The organism is Verrucosispora sp. FIM060022, from assembly GCF_003977705.1.
GTDB lineage: Bacteria > Actinomycetota > Actinomycetes > Mycobacteriales > Micromonosporaceae > Micromonospora > Micromonospora gifhornensis.
Window position 1 is genome coordinate 805,413 of record NZ_RQIV01000002.1, and the last position, 21,969, is coordinate 827,381.

Genomic DNA, 21,969 nt, shown 5'->3' on the forward strand with positions numbered 1-21,969 from the left:
TGCAAGATCGACGGAGTAGGGGGGACGGGGGACGGGGGGACGGGGGGGGTTAGCGGGCGTCTGGTTCGCTGATTTTCTCGGTGGTGGCGAAGGCTTCGCGGAGGAGGCGGAGCGCCTGTTCCTCGCTCGACTCGCGGGCGGTCTTCTCGTCGATGATCTCGTCCAGCGGCTCGTCGCCCGGGTCGAAGCCTTCGTAGGCGGCGGTGGGGGCAGGCTGAGCACCGGTGCTGCGGATCGGGCCGTCGAAATCCGGATCGTACGGCGGCTCACCGGCGAATTCGGCGTCCGCGGTCTGCCGGGTCGCCTGATCGGTACGCGCACCTCGCCCGGCCGCCGCCGCACGGGCCGCGGCGATCGCACTGCTCGCCGGGGCGGCCCTGGTGCTGCCCGGCGGAACGGCCCTGGTGCTGCTCGCCGGGGTCGCCTTGGTGTTGCCGCTGGTTGACGCGCCGCTGGGCGAGACGGTTTCGGTCGCGGCACGGGCGGTTGCGATCGTGCCGGCGGACGCGCCACGGGCCGACGGAGCCGTCTGGTCACCTCCGCCACCCGGACGCGCCGGCTCGGGCCACTCGTCGACCACATCGGTCGCCGCCGAGACGACGGGAGCAGAGCCGCCGGGCCGGGCCGGCTCCGGCCAGCCCTCGTCGTCGACCGCCTCCGCCACCCCGACCGAACTCGCCACCCCGGCTGAGCTTCCGGCACCGGCCGAGTTCCTAGCCCCGGCAGAACTGGCGGCACCGGCCGAAGTCGTGGCCCCGGGCAAGCCCGCAGCGCCGACCGAGTTCGTAGCTCCGGGCGAGCCCGCAGCCCTGGCCGAGTAAGCAACGTCGGCCGGACCCGCAGCCCCGGCCGCGGTTGCGGAACCGGTGGCTGGTCCGGTGCCTCCACCGGGTCGGCCTGGCGCGCCGTGCTCCGCGCTGGACGAGCCGGCGGACGGTCCGGTACTCGCCCTGCTGTCGGCTGGGGCGGGTGCCGGACGGGACGGAGCCGACGCGGCACGCGGACTCGCTGGCGCGCCGCCACCACGCTCGCCGGCCACCTCGCACCGGATCTGCCAGCGGCCACCCAACTCCTCGTAAAGCGCCTCGATCAGCAACTCGGGTTCGTTGGAGAGGGCCTGGGCGTGGAAGGGATAGCGGAAGGTCAGCACCAGCGTCTGGCCGTCGACCTCACGCACCGTGGCCTCGCGGGCCCAGGCGGCGACCTTCTTGCTCTTACGGCCCACCTTGCCGACCACTTCGGGCCAGATCCGGCGCACCGCGGCGGCGTCGAGCACACCGGGCTGTACCGCGCCGGGTCGAGGCGGTTCGGGTGTGACGGGGTCTGGCATGACCGCCGAGGGCGGCACCGGACGACGCGACGGTGGCGCATCGGCCGGAACACCGGACGAGGCCGTGTCACCGGCATGCCCGCCGGTCGGTCCCGGACCGGCACCGTTCGGGTTCGGCGCTCTCGTCGCCTCCCGGTTCACACCGTGGTCGCTTCCGTCGTCGGCTGCCGGAGCACCTGCGGACGGCTGATGGGCATCCGCGTCGCTTGCCGCCGAGCCACGGGTACCCGGGCCACCGGCGGCCTGCGCGCGAGTGCCGGCGTTCGCGGCGGCGGCACGGGCGGCGGCCACCCCGGAAGGGGTACCGGGAGCCGCCGGTTCACCGGCGGTCCGAGCCGCAGACGCGGCGCCAGCCGCGGGCGGGGCGGGCGGCTGGGGGCGTACCGCCGGGGTGGTGGTCGGCGCGGAGTCGGCGGCGGCCGGCAGGGCGTCGGTGCCGGCGAGGGTGAGCCGGCGTTCCATGCGTTCGAGGCGCTGGAGCAGGCCGCCGGTGGAGTCGTCCGCGGCGGGCAGCAGCATCCGGGCACAGATCAGTTCCAGCAGCAGCCGGGGCGCGGTGGTGCCGCGCATGTCGACCAGGCCGTTGTGCACGATGTCGGCGCAGCGGGACAGCGTGGCGGGGCCGAGGCGCTGGGCCTGGGCGGTCATCCGCTCGATCTGGTCGGCCGGGCCGTCGATCAGGCCCTTGGCGGCGGCGTCCGGCACCTGCTGGAGCACGATCAGGTCACGCAGCCGTTCCAGCAGATCCGAGGCGAACCGGCGCGGGTCGTGCCCGGCCTCGGCGACCCGGTCAACCGTGGCGTACGCGGCGGCGCCGTCCCCGGCGGCCAGGGCGTCGCACATCTCGTCGATCAGTGCCGCGTCGGTGACACCGAGCAGCGCGGCGGCCCGGGCGTACGTGACGCCGTCCGGACCGGCACCGGCGATGAGCTGGTCGAGTACGGAGAGACTGTCCCGGGCGCTGCCGCCACCGGCCCGCACGACCAGTGGGAACACCGCCGGCTCGACCTCGACGCCCTCGGCCTGGCAGAGCTGCTCCAGGTAGGGCCGCAGCACCTTCGGCGGGATCAGCCGGAACGGGTAGTGGTGGGTCCGCGACTTGATCGTGCCGAGGACCTTCTCCGGCTCGGTGGTGGCGAAAATGAACTTGACGTACTCCGGAGGCTCCTCGACCAGCTTGAGCAGGGCGTTGAAGCCGGCCGACGAGACCATGTGCGCCTCGTCGATGACGTATATCTTGAAGCGGCTGCTGGCCGGCGCGAAGAAGGCCTTCTCCCGCAGCTCACGGGCATCGTCCACGCCACCGTGGCTGGCCGCGTCGATCTCGATGACGTCGATCGAGCCGGCCCCGTCGCTGCCCAGCGAGCGGCACGACGCGCAGACCCCGCACGGCTCCGGGGTGGGACCGTGCTCACAGTTGAGGGAGCGGGCCAGGATCCGGGCGCTGGAGGTCTTGCCACACCCACGCGGCCCGGAGAAGAGGTACGCATGGTTGAGCCGCCCGCTACGCAGTGCCTGCGACAACGGCTCGGTGACGTGCTCCTGCCCGATGACCTCGGCGAAGGTACGCGGCCGGTACTTGCGGTAGAGCGCCAATGCCACGGCGTCCCGCCTCCTCTCGACCGCGCCATTCTCCGCCGCCCGCGCCCGACTGACCACCCACCCCGCTGACGGGATGTAAGGAAGGGCACCTTATTAACGCCTCCGGTAGAGGAAGGGCCCCTTCTTAACATCTGCGCCGAGCGCTGCACCTGGGTCGGGCAGCACTCCGCCGACTGCGTGATCTCGGGTTGCGGCACGTCGTGCCATCCAGTTGCCCGGAAGCCCCGGCAGCCGCGACGGGAGCGCGGCGCAGCCAGGCCGGAGACAGAAAGGCCCCCCGTGCACCCGGCAGAGCTCGCTTATCCTTGCTGCCTTCCGGCCCTGGGGAGGTTCACGAGGTACCGCCGCACGGGAGGTAGCACCAGCCTACCCGACCCGTCGTCGATCTTCAGGGGGTGGTGGGGTGGGCAACGTCTCGGAGACCTGTATCCTGGCTCGCGGAGGATTCGCCTAGAGGCCTAGGGCGCACGCTTGGAAAGCGTGTTGGGTTAACACCCTCACGAGTTCGAATCTCGTATCCTCCGCTCGCCTGAGCAGCACGAACGACAGGGCCGGCCCCACGGGGACCGGCCCTGAGTCGTCGGTAGGGGCTGATCAACTCCGTATCGCCGAAGTGGCGGTATCCGGTCGGTGGTGTCACCGCCACATCGCCGAAACGGCGCGCACTCACGTCGCGGCGACAGAGCGGTGATACTGGCCGGGTGGGAGCACGTGCGCGGGCGAACCCGCCCCAGACCGGCGTCGTACACATGTTCTATCCACAGGCTGTGGACGCGGGATGAGTTACCAGCTCAGCGCGATTGTCGCGGACGCCGAGCTGCTGCGCGAGGAGACCCGCGACCTGGATCATGCCGTGCTCGGCGAGTTGCGGCAGGACTTCGCGCTGCTGCCGGTGACGCCACAGCTGGTGCAGGAGTTGACCGGCGCCGCTCTGGACTACGCGACCGGCGAGCCCGGGCCGGAGCAGCCCTTCGCCCTGGCCCTCTCCCCCGCGCTTACCGAAACGCTGACCCGCTGGTCGCGGCGGGGGCCGGTGGCGTACGTCGAGGCGGAGTTCGCCGGTGGCGTCGGGCACCAGGCGGCGGCCGTCTGGTTGGACGGCGCGCCGGCCTGGGGGCCGCGGTTCGACTCGGCGTTCGACGGGCCGCGCCCGCAGTGGCCGATCAACGCCGCGCTGATCGAGTTGGGCGCGGAGCCCGGCAACTGGATCGATCCCTTCGCCGAGCTGGGGTTGCACGTCGAGCGGAGCACCGAAGGGTGGCTCGCGCACGGGCGACGCGGGCTGAGCGCCGACTACTGGGACGAGTTGGCCGAGGAATGGGAAGCCCGGCAATAACCTCTGCGTCCCCGTCACGTTGGTGACTGGGGGATTCTGATGAAATTGCGACAATTCGGCTTCATCGCCGCACTGCTTCTGGCTGCCTCGGCATCGGGCAGCGGACCCATGCCACCGGAGGGCATCGCCATGCCCGAACCCGTCGCGTCGGTCACCGTTGTCGATCTCGACGGACTGGCCGATGTGGACTTCGGCGACACCGAGGCCGAGCTGACCCGACGCGGGATACTTCGGACCGACGTCGACGCCTGCGGACCGACGCTTGCCGGTCACGCGATGGTCAGTCCGATCTTCATCGACGATCGGCTGGTGCTGCTCTGGGCCGGCGACCCGGTACGCACCCCAGAGGGGATCGCGGCCGGCGCACCGATCGCCGAGGTCCGGGCCGCGTACCCGACGGTACGCGAGCTGAACGCTCCACAGGGGACGTACCGTCTCGACGGTCTACTTGCTCGCGACGGCGACCGCGCCTACCTCTTCCTGCACGACGGTCAGGCGGTCCAGAAGATCATCGCCGGCTACGCCAGCTGGGCACATCGCCTCTTCGTCGAGGGCCACGGCCCCTGCTGACCCGGCGAGACCAGCGCCCGAATGCCGGCCTGCTCAGCGGGGTTGCGGGACCGGGTGCAGGCAGATCCCGGGCATCAGCACCTGCATGATCGAACGGGTCAGTTCCTCGGGCGGGGTCGACGCACGGGCCCAGACGAACGTGTAGATGAACAGGCCCAGGATGCCCTCCACGAACGCGAGGTCCAGTGGCCGGAACTCGCCGGCGGTCGCGCCCTCCTGGAGGACCTGCCGCCACCGGTCGAGGTACTGCTGGCGGCGCTGGAGGATCTGCGCCTTGCCGTCCGCGCCGAGGACGCTGTACTCGCGGAGGAACACCGTCCAGGCGGCGAGGTCGGCGGCCATCGCGTTGCCCAGGTCGGTACCGAGTTGCCGCAGCTTGGTGGTGGCGTCACCGTCGGTGGCCAGGATCTGGTCGCTGCTGACGAGGATGCGGTCGATCGGGTCGAGCATGATCTCCAGCAGCAGCTCTTCCTTGCTGGCGATGTGGTGGTAGAAGCCGCCCTTTTGCAGGCCGACCGCGTCGAGTAGCTCCGCCAGACCCGTCCCGTGATACCCCTGCCGCGCAAACAGGTCTGCGCTGGCGGTGAGGATGCGGCCCCGCGTGTCTTCGCTCCTCGTTCGCATCAGATCGTCCCTTTCAATAACCCCGGCCGAATGCGAGCGGGTTACGTTTCGATTTCAAGCTACCGGACCGACCGGTCGGTCCGGTACGGTCCTCCTCAACGTACCGACTGGTCGGTAGGGGTCGCTGGGGAGGTGACACATGCCGGATAGTGCAGCAGCTGATGGCCTGCTCGCGGTCCATGACGGCCTGCGGACGGCCCTCGCCGGACGCCCCGAGATCCACGTCGCCTGGGGCCCGGAACTGGCTGAGGACACTTCCCCCGCCGCCGCGGCGCTCCGTGCCGTCGAGGCGAGCTGGGAATGGAGTGCCCTGGGCTTCGCCAGCCGATCCTTCTGGGATCTGCACGTGGGCATCCTTCCCGTCGAGTCGGGCTTCTCCGTAGGCCTGCACTGGACCCGCGCACTCGACCACGAGGTCCGCCCATGGGCGCCGATCGCGGTGCCCGGAGGAACCCTGCGGTTCGCCGCAGTCGCCGGAGAGTACCAACTGCTCACCGCCGACTCCACAGGCGTCGCGACGCACAGTATCCGATCCGCCGTGGACGTGGCCCTGGCCGTCGCCACCCGGGTCCTATCCAAGATCACCGATGACGCTCACCCGGCCGAGGTGTTCGCACCAACAGATTGCACAACTAGGGAGAAGACATGCGGTTGAAAGGACGGCTGGTCGTCGCCACGTTGGCGAGCACCTGCATGCTGTTCGCCGCCGGGTGCGGTAACGCGACCGGCGACTCCAACTCGTCGGCGGGCTCGTCGGGCTCGTCGGCAAACGGTTGCGACACCAAGGAGATCGGTCCGGGTGTCACGGACAGTGAGATCCTGGTGGGCACCACCATGCCACTGTCCGGCTCCGGTGCCGCGGGCGGCCTCGGCACCAAGGAAGGGCAGGAGGCGTACTACGCCAAGCTGAACGCCGAGGGTGGCGTGCATGGTCGGAAGATCAAGCCGATCATCCTCGACGACGCGTACGACCCGTCGACCGCGCAGAAGCAGATGCGTCAGCTGGTCGAGAAGGAGGAGATCCTCGTCGTCTCCGGCGGTGAGGGCACCCCCAACTTCCTCGGCGCCGTGCCGTACCTCGACCGCAAGAAGGTACCGGCCATCGCCCCGTACGCGCCGAGCGACGAGCTCGGCGGCGACAAGAACCAGCACGTCTTCATGGCGACTGTCGACTACATCCAGGAATTCGAGATCCTGACCGACTACGTGCTCGACCAGGAGACGCCGAAGAAGATGGCGCTCGTCGGTGTGGCCGGCAACGTCGGCGACAACGCGAAGCTCGGCATGGAGAAGGCGCTGGAGGGCAAGGGCATCGAACTGCTCTACGTCCCCGAGACGCCGGGCACCACCGACTTCACCCCGATCGCCACCCAGCTCAAGCAGTTCGACGCCGAGTACGTGTTCCTCATCCTGACCAACGCCGACACCGGCGGCCTGCTCCAGGCGATGTCCCGCATCGGGTACACCCCGAAGACCGGTGCCTGGGCCGGCATGAGCGACGACTCCTACATCAAGGAGTTCGGCGCGCTCTCGCAGGACATGCTTGTCGCGCTGGAGACCTCGTCGCTGGACAGCGAGAACCCGCTGGTCAAGCAGTTCGTCGCGGACTTCACCGCGCAGACCGGCAAGGCGCCGAGCAAGTTCAACCAGCTCGGCTGGGTGCAGGCGCAGCTGACCGCCGAGGCGTTGAAGCGGGCCGAGGGTCTCAACCGTGGCTGCGTGGTCGAGGCGCTCGAGACCTTCGAGAACTTCGAGACCGGCATTCTGCCCCCGGTCACCTGGGGCAAGGGCGACCGCGCCGGCGTTGACGCGGTCGGCATCGGCCAGATCAAGGGCGACAAGCTCGTCGTCCTCGAAGAGACCAAGTCCCTGCAGAAGTGACCCCTCCGGGGGTGGGTCCGGCGCAACCCGACCCACCCCCGGACCAGTACGAGACCAGGAGTCCACGTGGGTGACCTCGGTCAGATCCTTCTCGGTGGTGTCACCACCGGCAGCCTCTACGCACTCTTCCTGCTGGGCGTGCTGATCGTCTTCCAGGTCAGCAAGAGCATGAACTTCGCGTACGGGCAGGTCGGCATGATCGCCGCCTTCAGCGCATGGTTCTTCTACTCCGAGCAGGGCCTGCCCGTGCCGGTGGCGCTGGTGATCGGTGTGCTGATCGCCGTGATCGTGAACAGCGCGATCGACTTCGCCGCCATTCGCCGGATCCCGGCGGGTCGGCCGGGCCTGGACCTGGTCGTCACCCTCGGCATCTTCCTGCTCATCACGGCCGTCATGCAGCAGCTGATCGACGCCAACGCGCACACCTTCGTCTCGCTCGGCGCGGACACCCGCACCGAGGTCGCCGGGGTGGTGGTCAGCATGAGTGACGGCATCGTCATCGGCCTGACCGTGGTGACCGTTCTGGCGGCGTACCTGCTGCTCAACCGGACCAGCCTGGGCACGTCGCTGCGGGCCAGCGCCGAGGACGCCGGCATCGCGCAGGCGGCCGGCGTGAACGTCCGCGCGCTGCGGACCGCCACCTGGGCGGTGGCCGGTCTGATCGCGGCGGTCGTCGCCATCCTGGTCGCCAGCCGGCTGTCGGTCGACGCGTTCTACATGACGCCGTTCCTGATCAAGGCGTTCATCGCCGGGATGATCGGCGGCCTCGACCGGTTCTGGCTGCCGCTGGTGGTCGCCGTGGCGCTCGGGGTCTACGAGTCACTGGCGGTGTACCTGCTCGGCGCGAGCGCCGGCACGCCGGCGGTCTTCCTCCTGATCATCGTCGTCCTGGCGCTGGTGCCGAAGCGGTTCGTCAACGAGCGGAACGAGGTGCGAGCATGACCGGCACCACCATGACGCGGCCACGCCGCGACGGGAAGAACCCGACGGTGGGCAAAGGTCGGGGCGTACCCCGCCTGCTGACCCGGGTGGCCGTCTTCGCCGTGATCGCCGCGGTTCCGCCGCTGCTCTTCGACGACTACTGGGTGTTCATGGCGGCGCAGGTCCTCGCGTTCGCGGTGGCCACCCTGGGCCTGGACATCCTGTACGGGCGGACCGGGCAGATGTCGTTGGCGCACGCCTCCTTCATGGGCGTGGGGGCCTACACCACCTACGTCATGGCGACCCACGGCTACGGGCCCGCCATGCAGCTCGCCGCGGTGATCGGCGTGGCGCTGGTCGCCGCGCTCGTCGTCTCCGTACCCACGCTGCGGTTGTCCGGCATGCGGCTGGCACTGGTGACGCTCGCCTTCGGTGAGCTGCTGGCCTGGGCCATCCGGAACACCACCGACCTCACCGGCGGCACCCAGGGGGCCTCGGTCGACCCGTTCCTGTTCGGGCGGCTGGACTCCAGCGAACCGCTGCACGCCTACCTGATCGCGCTGGTCCCCGCGGCCATCGCCACCGCGTTCGCCGTGCACCTCGGCCGGACCCAGCTCGGCCGCCGGATGCTGGCCGTACGCGACAGCGAACTCGCCGCGGAGTCGGTAGGCGTGGCGGTGGCCCGCACGAAGATCACCGCGTTCCTGATCAGCGCCGTGTACGCGGGCGTCGCCGGCTGGCTCTACGCCGGCATCACCGGATTCATCGCACCGCCCGACTTCGACCTGTTCGCCTCGGTGTACCTCTTCGTCGCCGTGGTGATCGGCGGCGCGGGCACCGTGCTGGGGGCCTGGCTGGGCGCCTCGTACGTGGTGCTGATGCCCGAGGTGTTCACCCTGGCCGGCCAGCCGAACCTCTACCCGATCGTGGGTGGCGCCCTGCTGGCGATCGTGGCGCTGGTGGTGCCCGACGGCATCGTCGGGCTCGGACGCAACGTGTGGCGTCGGATCAGAGGCGTACGTGGGGACGAGGAGGAATCCAAATGAACACGACCACCGACGCGCCGCACGTACGGACCGAAGGGCTGACCGTCCGGTACGGCGCCTTCCAGGCACTGCGTGACGTCACCGTCAGCCTGCCGGCGGGCGGGATCAGCGGCCTGATCGGCCCCAACGGCGCCGGCAAGACGACACTGCTCAACGCGATAAGTGGCTTCACCCCGATCGCCGAGGGCTCCGTGCACATCGGTCACCGCAACATCACCGCGCTCGGCACCCGCCGCCGCGCCCTCGCCGGCGTGGTGCGCGGCTTCCAGACGGTTCGGCTGATGGAACGCGAGTCGGTGCTGACAAACGTGCTGGTCGGGACCGAACGGCTGCCGCAGCCGAACGCGCTCGCCCAGTTCCTCGCGTTGCCGTCCCAGTGGCGTGCCCGCAACCGGGACCTGGCGGCGGCGACCGAGGTGCTCGACCTGCTGGGCCTGGCCCGGCAGGCGCACCGCCGGGTGGACGAACTGCCGTTCGCCAGCCGCCGCCTGGTGGAGGTGGCCCGGGTCCTGGTCTCCGCACCGTCGGTGATCCTGCTGGACGAGCCGGCCGCCGGTCTCGACCAGGAGGGGCGGCAGGAGTTGGCAGCCGTACTCACCCGGGTCCATGAGAACCATCCGTCGACCATGGTCGTCGTCGAGCACGACGTGGACCTGGTCAAGAGCCTCTGCTCGTACGTCATCGCCCTCGACTCCGGTGCCTTCCTGCGCGACGGCACCCCGGCCGAGGTGTTCGGTGACCGGCAGGTGCAGCTCGCGTACTTCGGGAGGGCCGCAAGTGCTGACGCTTGAGTCGGTCAAGGGCTGGTACGGCTCGACCCAGGCCCTGTTCGGGGTGAACCTGCGCGTACCGCCGGGCAAGACCGTCGCCCTGGTCGGCACCAACGGTGCCGGCAAGACCACCACGCTGCGGGCCATCCTCGGCGCGGTCCGCACCGAGGGATCGGTACGCGTCGACGACGTGGACATCTCGGCGAAGCCGACGCACCGGCGGGTCAACGACCACCACATCTCGGTCGTCCACGAGGGGCGTGGCCTGCTGTCCCAGCTGTCCGTCCTGGAGAACCTGACGGTCGGGGCGAACCGCGCGCAGCGGGCCCGCATCGACGAGGTGCTGGACCTGTTCCCGGCGCTGCAGGGGCGTACCCACCAGAAGGTGTCGCTGCTCTCCGGCGGACAGCAGCAGATGGTGGCGCTGGGTCGGGCGCTGCTGCGCGACCCGAAGTACCTGCTGCTGGACGAGCCGGGACTGGGCCTGGCACCGGTCGTCATCGATGAGATCTACCGCTACATCGCCGAGTTGTGCTCGCGCGGCATGGGGGTGCTGCTCGTCGAGCAGAGCGTCGCGCGGGCCGCGAGCGTCGCCGACGAACTCGTCCTGCTCCGCGTCGGCACCGTCGACCGGGTCATCGACACCGCCGACTCCGCCCAGGTCGACCAACTCGTCGCCGACGCGTTCGGCGTCCATCACTGACAATCGAAAGGACTTACGTGAGCACCATCGCACTGACGAACGCCACTGTCTTCGACGCCACCGGCGCGGAGCCCGTGGAGGGTGCCACCGTCGTGGTGGACGGCGAGCTGATTGTCGACGTGGCGGCCGGCGGTGCGGTGCCGGCCAGCGCCGACCGCGTGATCGACTGCGGCGGCCGGACCGTGATGCCCGGCCTCATGGACGCGCACGTGCACATCGGCGCGATCGACGTCAACATCCTCGAACAGCACCGGAACTACCAGACCAGCCACGCGGCGCTGAAGATGGGGCGGATCCTGAACCGCACCCTGATGCAGGGCTACACCACCGTGCGGGACGCCGGTGGCTGCGATGCGGGTTTCCGGCAGGCCGTCGAGCAGGGTGACATCCTCGGCCCCCGGCTGCTGGTGTCGAACGCGCCGCTGTCCATGACGGGGGGTCACGCCGACTGGCGGCGTCCCACCGAGCGCGGCAACACCGTCGAGTGCTGCTCCCAGGTGGGCATGAACGCGATCGTCGCGGACGGCCCGGAGGAGATCCGCAAGGGCGTACGGGAGAACATCCGTACCGGGGCCGACCAGATCAAGGTCATGGCCAGTGGCGGCGCGATGTCCCCCGCCGACGAGCTGGACACCATCCAGTACAGCCCGGAGGAGCTGCGGATGGCGGTGCAGACCGCCGAGGCGGCCGGCAAGTACGTGCTGGCACACGCCTACTCCTCCGCCGCGATCCGCAACTGCGTCGAAGCCGGGGTCCGCTCGATCGAGCACGGCAACCTGATGGACGAGGCGACCGCCGCGCTGCTCGCCGAGGTCGGCACCTACCTGGTGCCCACCCTCTCCACCTACGAACTGCTGCACCGCCAGGGTGCCGAGCACGGGGTGGCCCCGGAGCCGCTGGAGAAGATCCGGATGGCCCACGAGCAGGGCCTGCGTTCGCTGGAGTACGCCTACCGTGCCGGCGTCCGCATCGCCAGCGGCTCCGACCTGCTCGGCCCGATGTTCGTGCACAAGCACCGGGAGCTGTCCCTCAAGGCGGAGATCATGCCGGCCGCCGCGGTGCTGATCGCCACGACCCGCGTCAACGCGGAGCTGTTCGGCCTGGCCGACCGGCTCGGCACGGTCGAGGCGGGCAAGCTCGCCGACCTGATCGTCGTGGACGGACGCCCCTGGGAGGACATCGAGGTCTTCGCCAGTCCCACCGCCGTACCCGTGGTCATCAAGGGCGGCGACCTGGTCAAGTACGAGCTCTCCTGATCCGACCCCCTGACGAGGAGGAAAACCATGGCCCCCGTGACCCTCGCCGCCGCGAACGTGCGTATCGAGCACGACAAGGCACGCAACCTGGCGAAGTTCCTGGAGATGATCGACGAGGCCGCCGCCAAGGGCGTCGACGTGCTGGTGCTGCCGGAGGTCGGCCTCCAGGGCTACGCCGATTTCGCCTTCGGTCTCGGTGACAAGGGCACCGCCGCGCAGAAGCAGTACTACTTCCGCGAGTCCGAGCCGGTGCCCGGCCCGTCCACCGAGGCCATCCGGGCCAAGGCCGCGGAGCACGGCATGTACGTCCAGCTCGGGCTCGCCGAGCGGGCCGCGCACGGCAACGTGATCCTCAACGCGACCGCGTTGATCGGCCCCGACGGTGTGGTGGGCGTGTACCGCAAGACCCACAACACCTTCGAGTTCCCGTATTTCAACGCCGGTCAGTCCGCGCCGGTGTTCGACCTGCCGTTCGCCCGCGTCGCCAGCCTGATCTGCTACGACCTGGCCTTCCCCGAGCTGATGCGGGTCTTCGCGCTGAAGGGCGCGACGCTGGTGCTGAACTCCACGGCGTGGCCGATGAAGGGTCACGACCCGAACGACGACTACCACGGCTTCGCCATGGACCTCTCCGCCCAGGCCAACGCCTTCTTCAACCAGTCGTGGCTGGTCGTCGCCAACCACTGTGAGAAGGGCGTCTACAGCGCGGGCCTCGACTACTGGGGGCACAGCCAGATCGTCGACCCGTACGGCAAGGTCGTCGCGATGCTGACCGACGAGGAGGGCCTGGTCACGCACACCGCCGACCTGGACGCCACCACGCTGGCCAGCCGCACCGAGGGCTTCTTCGGGCTGAACCTGCTCCAGGACCGGCGACCCGACCTGTACGGCCCGATCGTCGCCACCGACCCGTACGCGCCGGCCGACCGTCCCGCGCCCACCCCGCGTGGTCCGCTCGACCAGAAGGCCGGCTGACATGTTGCGTCAGGTCATCCTGAAGACCGCGGCCAGTCGCCGCGCCCGGCGGGCGATCGAGGCCACCCCGCTCACTCGTGCCGTGGTGGACCGGTTCGTCGCCGGGGAGAACGTGCCCTCCGCCGTACGCGCGTCGGAAGGGCTGAACGACGCCGGTTGTCTCGCCACCCTCGACTATCTCGGCGAGGACACCACCGACCGGGCCCACGCCGAGCACGTCACCGGGCAGTACGTGGCACTGCTCGACGGGCTCGCCGACGCCGGGCTGACCGGCATGGCGGAGGTCTCGATCAAGTTGTCCGCGCTCGGTCAGGCCCTGCCCCGCGAGGGCGAGGCCGTGGCGTTGGACAACGCGTCCCGCATCTGCGCGGCCGCCGCGCGGGCGGGCACCACGGTCACCGTGGACATGGAGGATCACACCACCACCGACTCGACGCTGGGCATCGTCGCCCAGTTGCGTCGGGACTTCCCGGAGACCGGCGCGGTCATCCAGGCGTACCTGCGGCGCAGCGAGGGCGACTGCCGTGATCTGGCGACCGCCGGTTCGCGGGTCCGGCTGTGCAAGGGCGCCTACCGGGAGCCGGCGAGCGTGGCCTACCAGGCTCGCGCCGAGGTGACCCAGGCGTACCTGCGGTGCGCCGAGATCCTGATGGGCGGTCCCGGCTACCCGATGCTGGCCACGCACGACCCGGAGCTCATCGTGGCCGGCACCCGGCTGGCCGCCGGCCGCCCCGGCGGCGTCACCGGCTACGAGTTCCAGATGCTGTACGGCATCCGCCCGGCCGAGCAGCGGCGACTCGCCGAAGCAGGCCACCAGGTCCGGGTGTACGTGCCGTTCGGCGAGGAGTGGTACGGCTACCTCATGCGGCGTCTCGCCGAGCGTCCGGCCAACCTCATGTTCTTCCTCCGGGCTCTCACCAGCCGCAACTGACCAGGAGCAACGCAGTCTGATGGACGCCGTCACCACCACCCCCGCACCGGTCAACGAGCCGAACCTCTCGTACGCACCGGGCAGCCCGGAACGCGCCGGACTGACCGCGAAGCTTGGCGAACTCGCCGGCCAGCGGTTCGAACTGGACATGACCATCGACGGTCGACGCCGCATCGGCGGCGGCGACCGGATCGACATCGTCCAACCGCACCGCCACCGCCACGTCCTCGGCACCCTCGGCAACGCCACCCACGACGACGCCCGGGCGGCGGTCGACGCGGCGAAGCGGGCCGCCGGTGACTGGCGGGCGCTCTCCTTCGACGAGCGGGCGGCGGTCTTCCTCAAGGCCGCCGACCTGCTCGCCGGGCCGTGGCGGCAGACGCTCAACGCAGCCACCATGCTGGGCCAGTCGAAGACGGCGTTCCAGGCGGAGATCGACTCGGCCTGCGAGCTGATCGACTTCTGGCGCTTCAACGTGCACTTCGCCCGGCAGATCCGCGCCGAGCAGCCGCAGTCCTCGCCCGGCGTGTGGAACCGCGTCGACCACCGGCCGTTGGAGGGCTTCGTCTACGCGATCACGCCGTTCAACTTCACCGCCATCGCCGGAAACCTACCCACCGCGCCCGCCCTGATGGGCAACACGGTGGTGTGGAAGCCGTCGCCGACGCAGCAGTTGGCCGCGTGGTGGACGATGCGCCTGCTGGAGGCGGCCGGCCTGCCGCCCGGGGTGATCAACATGGTGACCGGTGACGGTCTCGCCGTCTCCGATGTCGCGCTCGCCGACCCGGACCTGGCCGGCATCCACTTCACCGGCTCCACCTCGACCTTCCAGCACCTGTGGCGCACCGTCGGCGAGCGGATCGGCAGCTACCGCAGCTATCCGCGGATCGTCGGCGAGACCGGCGGCAAGGACTTCATCGTCGCCCACCCGTCGGCGGACGTCGACGTGCTGCGCACCGCCATGATCCGGGGGGCGTTCGAGTTCCAGGGGCAGAAGTGCTCGGCCGCCTCCCGGGCGTACGTGCCACGGTCCCTGTGGACCCGGCTGCGCGAGGAGCTGATCGCCGAGGTGGAGTCGCTGACCATGGGCGACGTCACCGACCTGTCCCACTTCATGGGGGCGGTCATCGACGGGCGGGCCTTCGCCCGGCACGCCGTCGCGATCGAGCGGGCCCGCGCCACCGCCAGCTGCGAGATCCTCGCCGGTGGCGGGTACGACGACAGCGAAGGCTGGTTCGTCCGGCCCACGATCATCGAGTGCACCGACCCGACCGACGAGGTCTTCACGACCGAGTACTTCGGGCCGATCCTCGCGGTGCACGTCTACGAGGACGAGGCGTACGAGGCGACGCTTGCCCAGTTGGAGTCCGTCTCCGCGTACGCGCTGACCGGCTCGATCATCGCGCAGGACCGCGCCGCCATCGCGCACGCCGCCCAGGTGCTGCGCTTCGCGGCCGGGAATTTCTACGTCAACGACAAACCGACCGGGGCGGTGGTCGGTCAGCAGCCGTTCGGCGGCGGGCGCGCCAGCGGCACCAACGACAAGGCCGGTTCCGCCCAGAACCTGCTGCGCTGGACCAGCGCCCGCACCATCAAGGAAACCTTCGTGCCGGCGACGAACCACCGCTACCCGCACATGGCCTGAACGCCGTCGCCCCCGCCATCCCTGCTTCGCAGGCGGTGGCGGGGGCGATCGGGCCGCAGATCAGTAGTACATCAGGGCGCCGGACTGGGCGGTGGCCAGGCGACGGCCGTACCACTTGGGCCAGACGAAGTCGGTGCGCATACTCGCACCACTCCATGAGGCGGTCTGCGGAACCAACCCACCGGAACCATCGTGGAACAGGGCGACCGACCCGGATGCGGGCCGCTCCGGGTCCGCGCCGACCAGTTCCCCGGGCGAGGTCACGACAGCGTCCAGCGGGCCCCTGCCGTCGAGGTTGAGGATGGCCACCGCACCGCCGAACAGGTCGTTGCTCTCGGCCCCACCCGGTACGACCGGGTGGTCCTGGTCGAAGCCCTGCGCACCGGTGCCGGTCAACCCGGAGGCGGACCCCTTGAGCAGAGCAACCGTGCCCGCCCGCTTCTTCGTACCGATCGCCTCACCGGGCGCGCCCACCAACACGTCGGCCCGACCGTCGCCGGTCACGTCACCGACCGCCAGGGTCGCACCGAACAGGTCACCGACCTCCGCCGAACCGGGTACCCCGGGCGTACGCTGGCTGAACATCTTCACCGCGCTGCTGGACAGGCCGGCGCCACCGCTACGACCGGTGAAGACCGCGACCATGCCCTCGTTGCCCTTCGGGGACTGCGTGTACGGCGCGCCCGCGATCACCTCGCCCAACTTGTCGCCGTTGACGTCACCGATGGCCAGCGCCATGCCGAGGCTCCGCACATAGCTGTCGGTACGACCGGTCGCCTTGCGCAGCGCCGCCGCGGTGATCGAGGTCGCGCCACTGAGCTTCACGCCGTTCGCCGAGCCCCACATCAGCGTGAGCATGCCGCTGCCGGTCGAGGAACTGTTCTCGTTCTCGCCGGGCGCGCCGATGACCAGGTCGGCGTACTTGTTGTCGTTGACCTTGCCGATGGCCAGGGTCCAGCCGAAGTGGTCGTTGCGCTCGGCGGAACCCGGCACGGCGGCCTGGTTCTGGTGCAACTGCTGCGCGCCGGTGCCGGTCAGTCCGCTGGCCCCGCCGTACAGGACGGTGACCGCGCCGGCGTACGTGATGCTGCCGATCGCCTCGCCGTACGCCCCGATCGCCAGGTCGTCGCGGCCGTCACCGTTGATGTCACCGGCCGCCAGCGCCGAGCCGAACCAGTCTCCCTCCTCCGAGGCGCCCGGCACTCCCGGGCTGCTCTGGTTGAAGTGCTTCGCCGCGTCGATTCGCAGTCCGGTACTGCTGCCGGGGATCACCCAGACCCCTCCGGCGTTCGCCTTCGCGCTCAGGTCGTATTCACCGAGGTCGGCGGCGGCCAGGTCGTCGTAGCCGTCACCGTTGAAGTCCCCGGCGGCGAGGACCTCCCCGAAACAAACGCAACCGCCGGCCGGCGTGACCCCGGTCGCGAAGTAGTCGACGTACGGTGCCGAGGAGTACCGGACCACCACCAGACCCATCGGTGACTGCGGGAAGCGCTGCTCGAAGGGGTCGGCGGAGGCGGCGATGTCGTCGACGCCGTCACCGTCGAAGTCGGACCGGGTGGGCCCGGTCCCCTTGACCGGCGTGGTCGCCTTCGCGACCCGGTAGTGCTGAAGAACGATCCCGTCCCGGGTGACCGTCCGGTAGTCGTTCGCTGCCGCCGGGGCGGGCACACTCACCGCCAGACCAGCTCCGATGGCCAAGGTGGACAGTCCTGCGACACTTCGCCGCATCAAGAACCCCCGCTTTCGAAAGATCAGAAATATCGTGGGCCGCCACTGACCGGGCCGGCGATCCGCGCGCCATACCGCAGCGGCCAGATCCGGTCGGTACGCAGCGACGCACCACTCCAGGAGCCCGCCTGCGGCACGAGACCGCCCGAGGCACCGTGGAACCGCGACAACGTGCCGGAAGGGTACCCGGCCTGGTCACCTGCCACTTCCTCACCCGTCGATGCCACGATCGCATCCAGTGGGCCCTTGCCGTCGAGGTTGAGGATGGCGACCGAAGCGCCGAAATGGTCGCCACGCTCCGCACCGCCCGGCACCACCGCATGGTCCTGGTCGAACCCCTGGGCCCCGGTACCGGTCAGCCCGGAGGCAGAGCCCCTGAGCAGGGCGATCGTGCCCGCCTTGGTCTTGGTGCCGATCGACTCACCGGGCGCACCCACAAGCACGTCGGCCCGGCCGTCGCCGGTCACGTCACCCACCGCGAGCGCCGCACCAAACCGGTCCTCCTGCTCCGGGCTGCCCGGAACACCGGCCGTGCGCTGGGTGATGATCTTCACAGCAGTGGCGGACAGGCCCGCGCCACCGGTACGACCGGTGAAGGCCGCGATCAGACCACCGTTGAGGTGCGGGGTCTGGGCACCGGGTGCCCCGGCGATCACCTCGCCCAACCCGTCACCGTTCACGTCACCAATCGCCAACGCCTCACCGAGATACCAGGCGATGGTGTCCTGGCGGCCGGTCGCCTTGTAGACCCCCGCGCCGGTGACCGAGGTAGCACCGCTGAGCTTCACCCCGGTCTTCGCGCCCCACATCAGGGTCACCATGCCGCTGCCGTTCCAGGTCTGACCGTCGTTCTCGTGCGGCGCGCCGATGACCAGGTCGGCGTACCTGTTTTCGTTCACCTTGCCGATGGCCAGCGTGAAGCCGAAGTGGTCACCGCGCTCGGCGGCACCCGGCACGGCGGCGAGATTCTGGTGCAGTTGCTGCGCACCGGCCGTCCGCAGGCCGCCCACCCCGCCGTACAGGACGGTGACCGCACCGGCCTCCCTGACCTTGCCGATCGACTCGCCGTACGCCCCGATCGCCAGGTCGTCGCGGCCGTCACCGTTGATGTCACCGGCCGCCAGCGCCGCACCGAACCAGTCGTAGTCCTCCGCCGCACCGGGCACCCCGGGGCTGCTCTGGTTGAAATGCTGCGCCGAGTTGACCACCAGGCCGGTCCGGCTGCCGGGAATCACCCACACCCCACCGGCATGGGTCTTGTTCCCCGGGTCCACTTCGTCGGAGTCGCCGATGGCCAGGTCGTCGTAGCCGTCGCCGTTGAAATCGCCGGCCACCAGGGCCATGCCGAAGCAGCCACAGCCGCCGTCCGACGAGAGCACGCCCGCAAAGTAGTCGACGTGCGGTGCGGACGAGTAGCCCACCGCCACGACCCCGGTCGCGTGATGTGGCAGTCCGCTCTGCGACAAGTCGCTGGCCGCCGCGACATCATCGACCCCGTCACCGTCGAAGTCGGACCGGGTCGGCCCGGTCCCCTTGACCGGGGTGACCGCCTTCGGCACCCGTTGGTACTGGAGGATCACGTCCTCCCGGGTGATGGTCCGGACCTCCTCTGCCGCCGCATGTGCAGGAGGACTCACCATCAGGCTCGCCGCAACCACCGACACCGACACTCCGGCAAGCCTGCGCCGCATCTGCGCCCCCGTCTTCCTGCTCAGTACCACGGTCCACTGCTCTGCGGCCCGGCGATGCGCTGGCCGTAGTTCAGCAACTCAAGACGGTTGGTGTTCAGGGCACGCCCGCTCCACGAGCCGGACTGCGCGACGATCCCGCTGGAGGAACCGTGGAACCGGGACAACGTCGCGGAGGGGTAACCGGGAATGTCTCCGGCGACCTCCTCTCCGGTCGATGCCACGAGCGCGTCCAGCGGGCCCTTGCCGTTGAGGTTCAACAGCGCGAGCGAGCCGCCGAACCGGTCGCCGCGCTCGGCCCCACCCGGAACGACGGAGTGGTTCTGGTCGAACCCCTGCGCGCCGGTGCCGGTCAGCCCGGACGAGGAACCCTTGAGTAGGACGATCATGCCCGCCTCGTCCTTCGTACCGATCGCCTCGGTGTACGCGCCGACCAGCACGTCCGCCCGACCATCGCCGGTCACGTCACCGGCCGCCAGGGTCGCGCCGAACCGGTCCGCACTCTCCGGCGAACCCGGCACCCCGGCCGTACGCTGCGTAATGATCTTCACGGCCTTGCCGGACAGCCCTGCGCCGCCGGTACGGCCGGTGAAGACCGCGATCAGACCACCGTCGACGTGCGGGGTCTGCGCGTTCGGCGCCCCGGCGATCACCTCGCCCAGCCCGTCACCGTTCACGTCACCGATCGCCAGGGACATGCCCAGGTACCAGGCGATGGTGTCCTTGCGTCCGGTCGCCTTGTACACCCCCGCGCCGGTGACCGAGGTGGCCCCACTGAGCTTCACCCCGCTCGCCGAACCCCACATCAGGGTCACCATGCCGCTGCCGTTGGCACCGCTGCCGTCGTTCTCGTGCGGCGCGCCGATGACCAGGTCGGCGTACTTGTTGTTGTTGACCTTGCCGATGGCCAGCGACATGCCGAAATGATCACGGCGCTCGGCCGAACCCGGCACCGCCGCCTGGTTCTGGTGCAGCTGCTGAGCCCCGGTGCCGGTCAGGCCGCCACTACCGCCGTACAGGATGGTGACCGCACCGGCCTCCTTGACGCTGCCGATCGCCTCCTTGAAGGCCCCGATCGCCAGGTCGTCCCGACCGTCGCCGTTGATGTCACCGGCCGCCAGCGAGGCACCGAACGCGTCGCGGTTCTCCGACTCGCCGGGCACACCGGGGGAACTCTGGTTGAAGTGCTTGGTCGAATCGACAACCAGGCCGGTACGGCTGCCCGGAATGATCCAGACCCCACCGCCATGCGCATTGTTCTTCTTGGTGTCGGCCTCGTCGGCGTCACCGATCGCCAGGTCGTCGTAGCCGTCACCGTTGAAGTCACCGGCCACCAGCGCGATGCCGAAGCTGGAGATGTTGTCCACCCCGGTGCCGATGAAGTAGTCGACGTGCGGCGCGGACGAGTAGCGCACCACCACCACGCCCGTCGGATAGTGCGGCAGGCTGTGGTTGAGCCAGCCGGCCGAAGCCGCGATGTCGTCGACCCCGTCGCCGTCGAAGTCGGAACGGGTCGCCCCGGTCCCCTTCACCGGCGTGACCGCCTTCGCCACCCGGTGGTACTGCATGATCAGGCCGTCCCGGGTGATGGTCCGGAACTCGTCGGCGGCCTGGGCGGGAGCGCTCACCGCCAGCCCGGCCAACACCGTCAGAACCGTCAGCCCGGCAAGCCTGCGCCGCATCGAAACCCCCGCATCCCCGTTGTCGCTCTCACAGCATAGGGAAACGTAGATCAAAAACCATGCCTATCCGGCCAGACATCGCGGTCTGCCCGTCCGGAACCGGCCGTCGCGGACGGGCAGACAGCAGAACGCCCGGTGCGATCCTGACGGACCGACCGGGCGTACCGGCCCCCGGGGCCGCAGCCACCGACTGACAGCGGTCAGTACGTCCGCAACGGCTCGACCGGCCCGGCACCCGGCACTCTCGCGGGCAGTGCCGGTTGCAGGGCCTCCAGCGCCCGGCTGACGCCCAGGCCGGCGAGGACCGCCAGCGCGAAGACGACCGTCGACAGCCACCGGGGGCCGTCCGCGACGAGGATGGTCATCTGCACCAGGCTCAGCAGGGCGACCCCCAGCACGGTGCCCGCGAAGCCGCCCCGCCCGCCGGCCACGCTCACGCCGCCGAGCAGGACGGCGCCGGCCACGAACGCCAGCTGGCCGTTGTCGGCCGACAGGGTTGTGGCGCCGATCCGGCCGGCCAGCAGGACTCCGGCCGCGCCCGCGATCAGGCTGGAACCGCCCAGGCCGATGACCGCGCCCAGCAGCCGTGCGCCGAACGGCGACGGCGGCTCCCCGGCGACGACCCGGTTGCCGCTCAGCGCCCGCCGCACCGCCGGGATCGACCACACCACCGCGCCGCCGATCGACAGCAGGAGAAACAGCACCAGCCACCCGGCCCCGGCACCGTCGGACCGGATCCAACCTTCGCTCGCGAGCCGCCGCGGACCGCCGCTGCCGGTGGTGGCGAGCAGAATGCCCTGCGCCAGGGCCAGCCCGCCCAGCGACACCGCCCACCCGGGCGCCTGCAGCAGCCCGGCGACCAGGCCCATCCCGAGACCGAAGAACGCCGCGGCGGCGACCGCGGCGACCGCCGCGACGAGGACCGGGGCGCCGGCGTCGAGCACCTCCGCGTACGTCAGGCCGGCGAGGGCAGCGACGGCGACGACCGCCAGGTTGGGCGTGGCGGTGCGCAGCGACAGCGCGAAAGCGGTCGCCAGCAGGCCGGCGGAGGCGATGTTGAACACCAGCGGCGACAGCCGCGACCCGTCCTGGGAGTACCACACCACCGCGGCGACGACGGTCAGCGCCAGCAGCACCGCCTCCCAGATCAGGTGCGGCCGAAGGGAGCCACCGGAACGGGACGTGACCGGTCCGGCGGGTGCCAACGGTTGTGCAGGCGTGAGAACCACAGCGCTTCCTCCCTTGAGCGGACGCTGACACTAACCGGCAGACGCCACACAT

The 21,969-nt window shown here is 70.3% G+C and carries 18 protein-coding genes, 1 tRNA gene and 1 other RNA gene; 13 read left to right on the plus strand and 7 right to left on the minus strand.

All coding sequences use genetic code 11. From position 1 onward, the window contains the following. Nucleotides 1–49 precede the first annotated feature (49 nt). Together EG812_RS10280 and ffs are read right to left on the minus strand one after the other, a co-directional pair. Complete coding sequence (locus EG812_RS10280) at nt 50–2,932, minus strand: DNA polymerase III subunit gamma and tau (protein WP_126711408.1); 2,883 nt, start codon at nt 2,930–2,932, stop codon at nt 50–52. Between the two features lie 268 nt (nt 2,933–3,200). Beyond that, nucleotides 3,201–3,290, minus strand: an RNA gene (gene ffs / locus EG812_RS10285) — signal recognition particle sRNA small type. An 81-nt stretch (nt 3,291–3,371) separates the two neighbouring features. Here ffs and EG812_RS10290 point away from each other — a divergent pair. The 3 genes from EG812_RS10290 to EG812_RS10300 all read left to right on the plus strand — a co-directional run bounded on the left by EG812_RS10290 (nt 3,372) and on the right by EG812_RS10300 (nt 4,838). Continuing rightward, nucleotides 3,372–3,456, plus strand: a tRNA-Ser gene (locus EG812_RS10290). 254 nt (nt 3,457–3,710) lie between these two features. Then, entirely contained in the window at nt 3,711–4,268 is a 558-nt protein-coding gene (locus EG812_RS10295) for a hypothetical protein (protein WP_126711409.1), read from the plus strand. Nucleotides 4,269–4,307: 39 nt separating this feature from the next. After that, nucleotides 4,308–4,838: a thioredoxin domain-containing protein gene (locus tag EG812_RS10300; RefSeq protein ID WP_043722253.1), complete on the plus strand. Its 531-nt coding sequence runs from the start codon at nt 4,308–4,310 to the stop codon at nt 4,836–4,838. Nucleotides 4,839–4,871: 33 nt separating this feature from the next. Here the strand turns inward: EG812_RS10300 and EG812_RS10305 are convergent, their stop codons facing one another. Further along, on the minus strand, nt 4,872–5,462 hold the full coding sequence (locus EG812_RS10305; RefSeq protein WP_126711410.1) for a TetR/AcrR family transcriptional regulator: 591 nt from the start codon (nt 5,460–5,462) through the stop codon (nt 4,872–4,874). Between the two features lie 139 nt (nt 5,463–5,601). Here EG812_RS10305 and EG812_RS10310 point away from each other — a divergent pair, with 139 nt between their 5' ends. The 10 genes from EG812_RS10310 (at nt 5,602) to pruA (ending at nt 15,590) form a co-directional block, all read left to right on the plus strand. Continuing rightward, on the plus strand, nt 5,602–6,117 hold the full coding sequence (locus tag EG812_RS10310; RefSeq protein WP_013736368.1) for a hypothetical protein: 516 nt from the start codon (nt 5,602–5,604) through the stop codon (nt 6,115–6,117). Further along, nucleotides 6,108–7,343, plus strand: coding sequence for an ABC transporter substrate-binding protein (locus tag EG812_RS10315; RefSeq protein WP_126711411.1), 1,236 nt, complete (start codon nt 6,108–6,110; stop codon nt 7,341–7,343). Before EG812_RS10310 ends, EG812_RS10315 begins: the two co-directional genes overlap by 10 nt. Before the next feature lie 66 nt (nt 7,344–7,409). Beyond that, entirely contained in the window at nt 7,410–8,285 is an 876-nt protein-coding gene (locus tag EG812_RS10320) for a branched-chain amino acid ABC transporter permease (RefSeq protein ID WP_013736370.1), read from the plus strand. Beyond that, complete coding sequence (locus EG812_RS10325) at nt 8,282–9,310, plus strand: branched-chain amino acid ABC transporter permease (protein ID WP_126711412.1); 1,029 nt, start codon at nt 8,282–8,284, stop codon at nt 9,308–9,310. Before EG812_RS10320 ends, EG812_RS10325 begins: the two co-directional genes overlap by 4 nt. Beyond that, nucleotides 9,307–10,101: an ABC transporter ATP-binding protein gene (locus EG812_RS10330; RefSeq protein ID WP_013736372.1), complete on the plus strand. Its 795-nt coding sequence runs from the start codon at nt 9,307–9,309 to the stop codon at nt 10,099–10,101. The genes EG812_RS10325 and EG812_RS10330 overlap by 4 nt, the downstream gene beginning before the upstream one ends. Further along, entirely contained in the window at nt 10,088–10,783 is a 696-nt protein-coding gene (locus EG812_RS10335; RefSeq protein ID WP_013736373.1) for an ABC transporter ATP-binding protein, read from the plus strand. Before EG812_RS10330 ends, EG812_RS10335 begins: the two co-directional genes overlap by 14 nt. 17 nt (nt 10,784–10,800) lie before the next feature. Then, the gene (locus tag EG812_RS10340) at nt 10,801–12,039 is read left to right on the plus strand and encodes a metal-dependent hydrolase family protein (protein WP_126711414.1); all 1,239 of its coding nucleotides are present in this window, start codon (nt 10,801–10,803) and stop codon (nt 12,037–12,039) included. Between the two features lie 27 nt (nt 12,040–12,066). Then, nucleotides 12,067–13,014, plus strand: coding sequence for a carbon-nitrogen hydrolase family protein (locus EG812_RS10345; RefSeq protein ID WP_126711415.1), 948 nt, complete (start codon nt 12,067–12,069; stop codon nt 13,012–13,014). A gap of 1 nt (nt 13,015) precedes the next feature. After that, a complete protein-coding gene (locus EG812_RS10350) occupies nt 13,016–13,945 on the plus strand; it encodes a proline dehydrogenase family protein (protein ID WP_126711416.1) in 930 nt (309 codons plus the stop codon). 19 nt (nt 13,946–13,964) lie between these two features. After that, complete coding sequence (gene pruA, locus EG812_RS10355; RefSeq protein WP_126711417.1) at nt 13,965–15,590, plus strand: L-glutamate gamma-semialdehyde dehydrogenase; 1,626 nt, start codon at nt 13,965–13,967, stop codon at nt 15,588–15,590. A gap of 60 nt (nt 15,591–15,650) precedes the next feature. On the opposite strand, the gene EG812_RS10360 is transcribed toward pruA, so the two are convergent. From EG812_RS10360 to EG812_RS10375, 4 genes are all read right to left on the minus strand, one after another. Further along, nucleotides 15,651–17,264, minus strand: a complete 1,614-nt coding sequence (locus EG812_RS10360) for an FG-GAP-like repeat-containing protein (RefSeq protein WP_233579436.1) — start codon at nt 17,262–17,264, stop codon at nt 15,651–15,653. A gap of 77 nt (nt 17,265–17,341) precedes the next feature. After that, nucleotides 17,342–19,009: an FG-GAP-like repeat-containing protein gene (locus EG812_RS10365; protein WP_126711419.1), complete on the minus strand. Its 1,668-nt coding sequence runs from the start codon at nt 19,007–19,009 to the stop codon at nt 17,342–17,344. A 20-nt stretch (nt 19,010–19,029) separates the two neighbouring features. Next, a complete protein-coding gene (locus EG812_RS10370; protein WP_043722265.1) occupies nt 19,030–20,688 on the minus strand; it encodes an FG-GAP-like repeat-containing protein in 1,659 nt (552 codons plus the stop codon). Between the two features lie 200 nt (nt 20,689–20,888). Then, a complete protein-coding gene (locus tag EG812_RS10375; RefSeq protein WP_126711420.1) occupies nt 20,889–21,917 on the minus strand; it encodes an ABC transporter permease in 1,029 nt (342 codons plus the stop codon). Between the last annotated feature and the right edge of the window lie 52 nt (nt 21,918–21,969).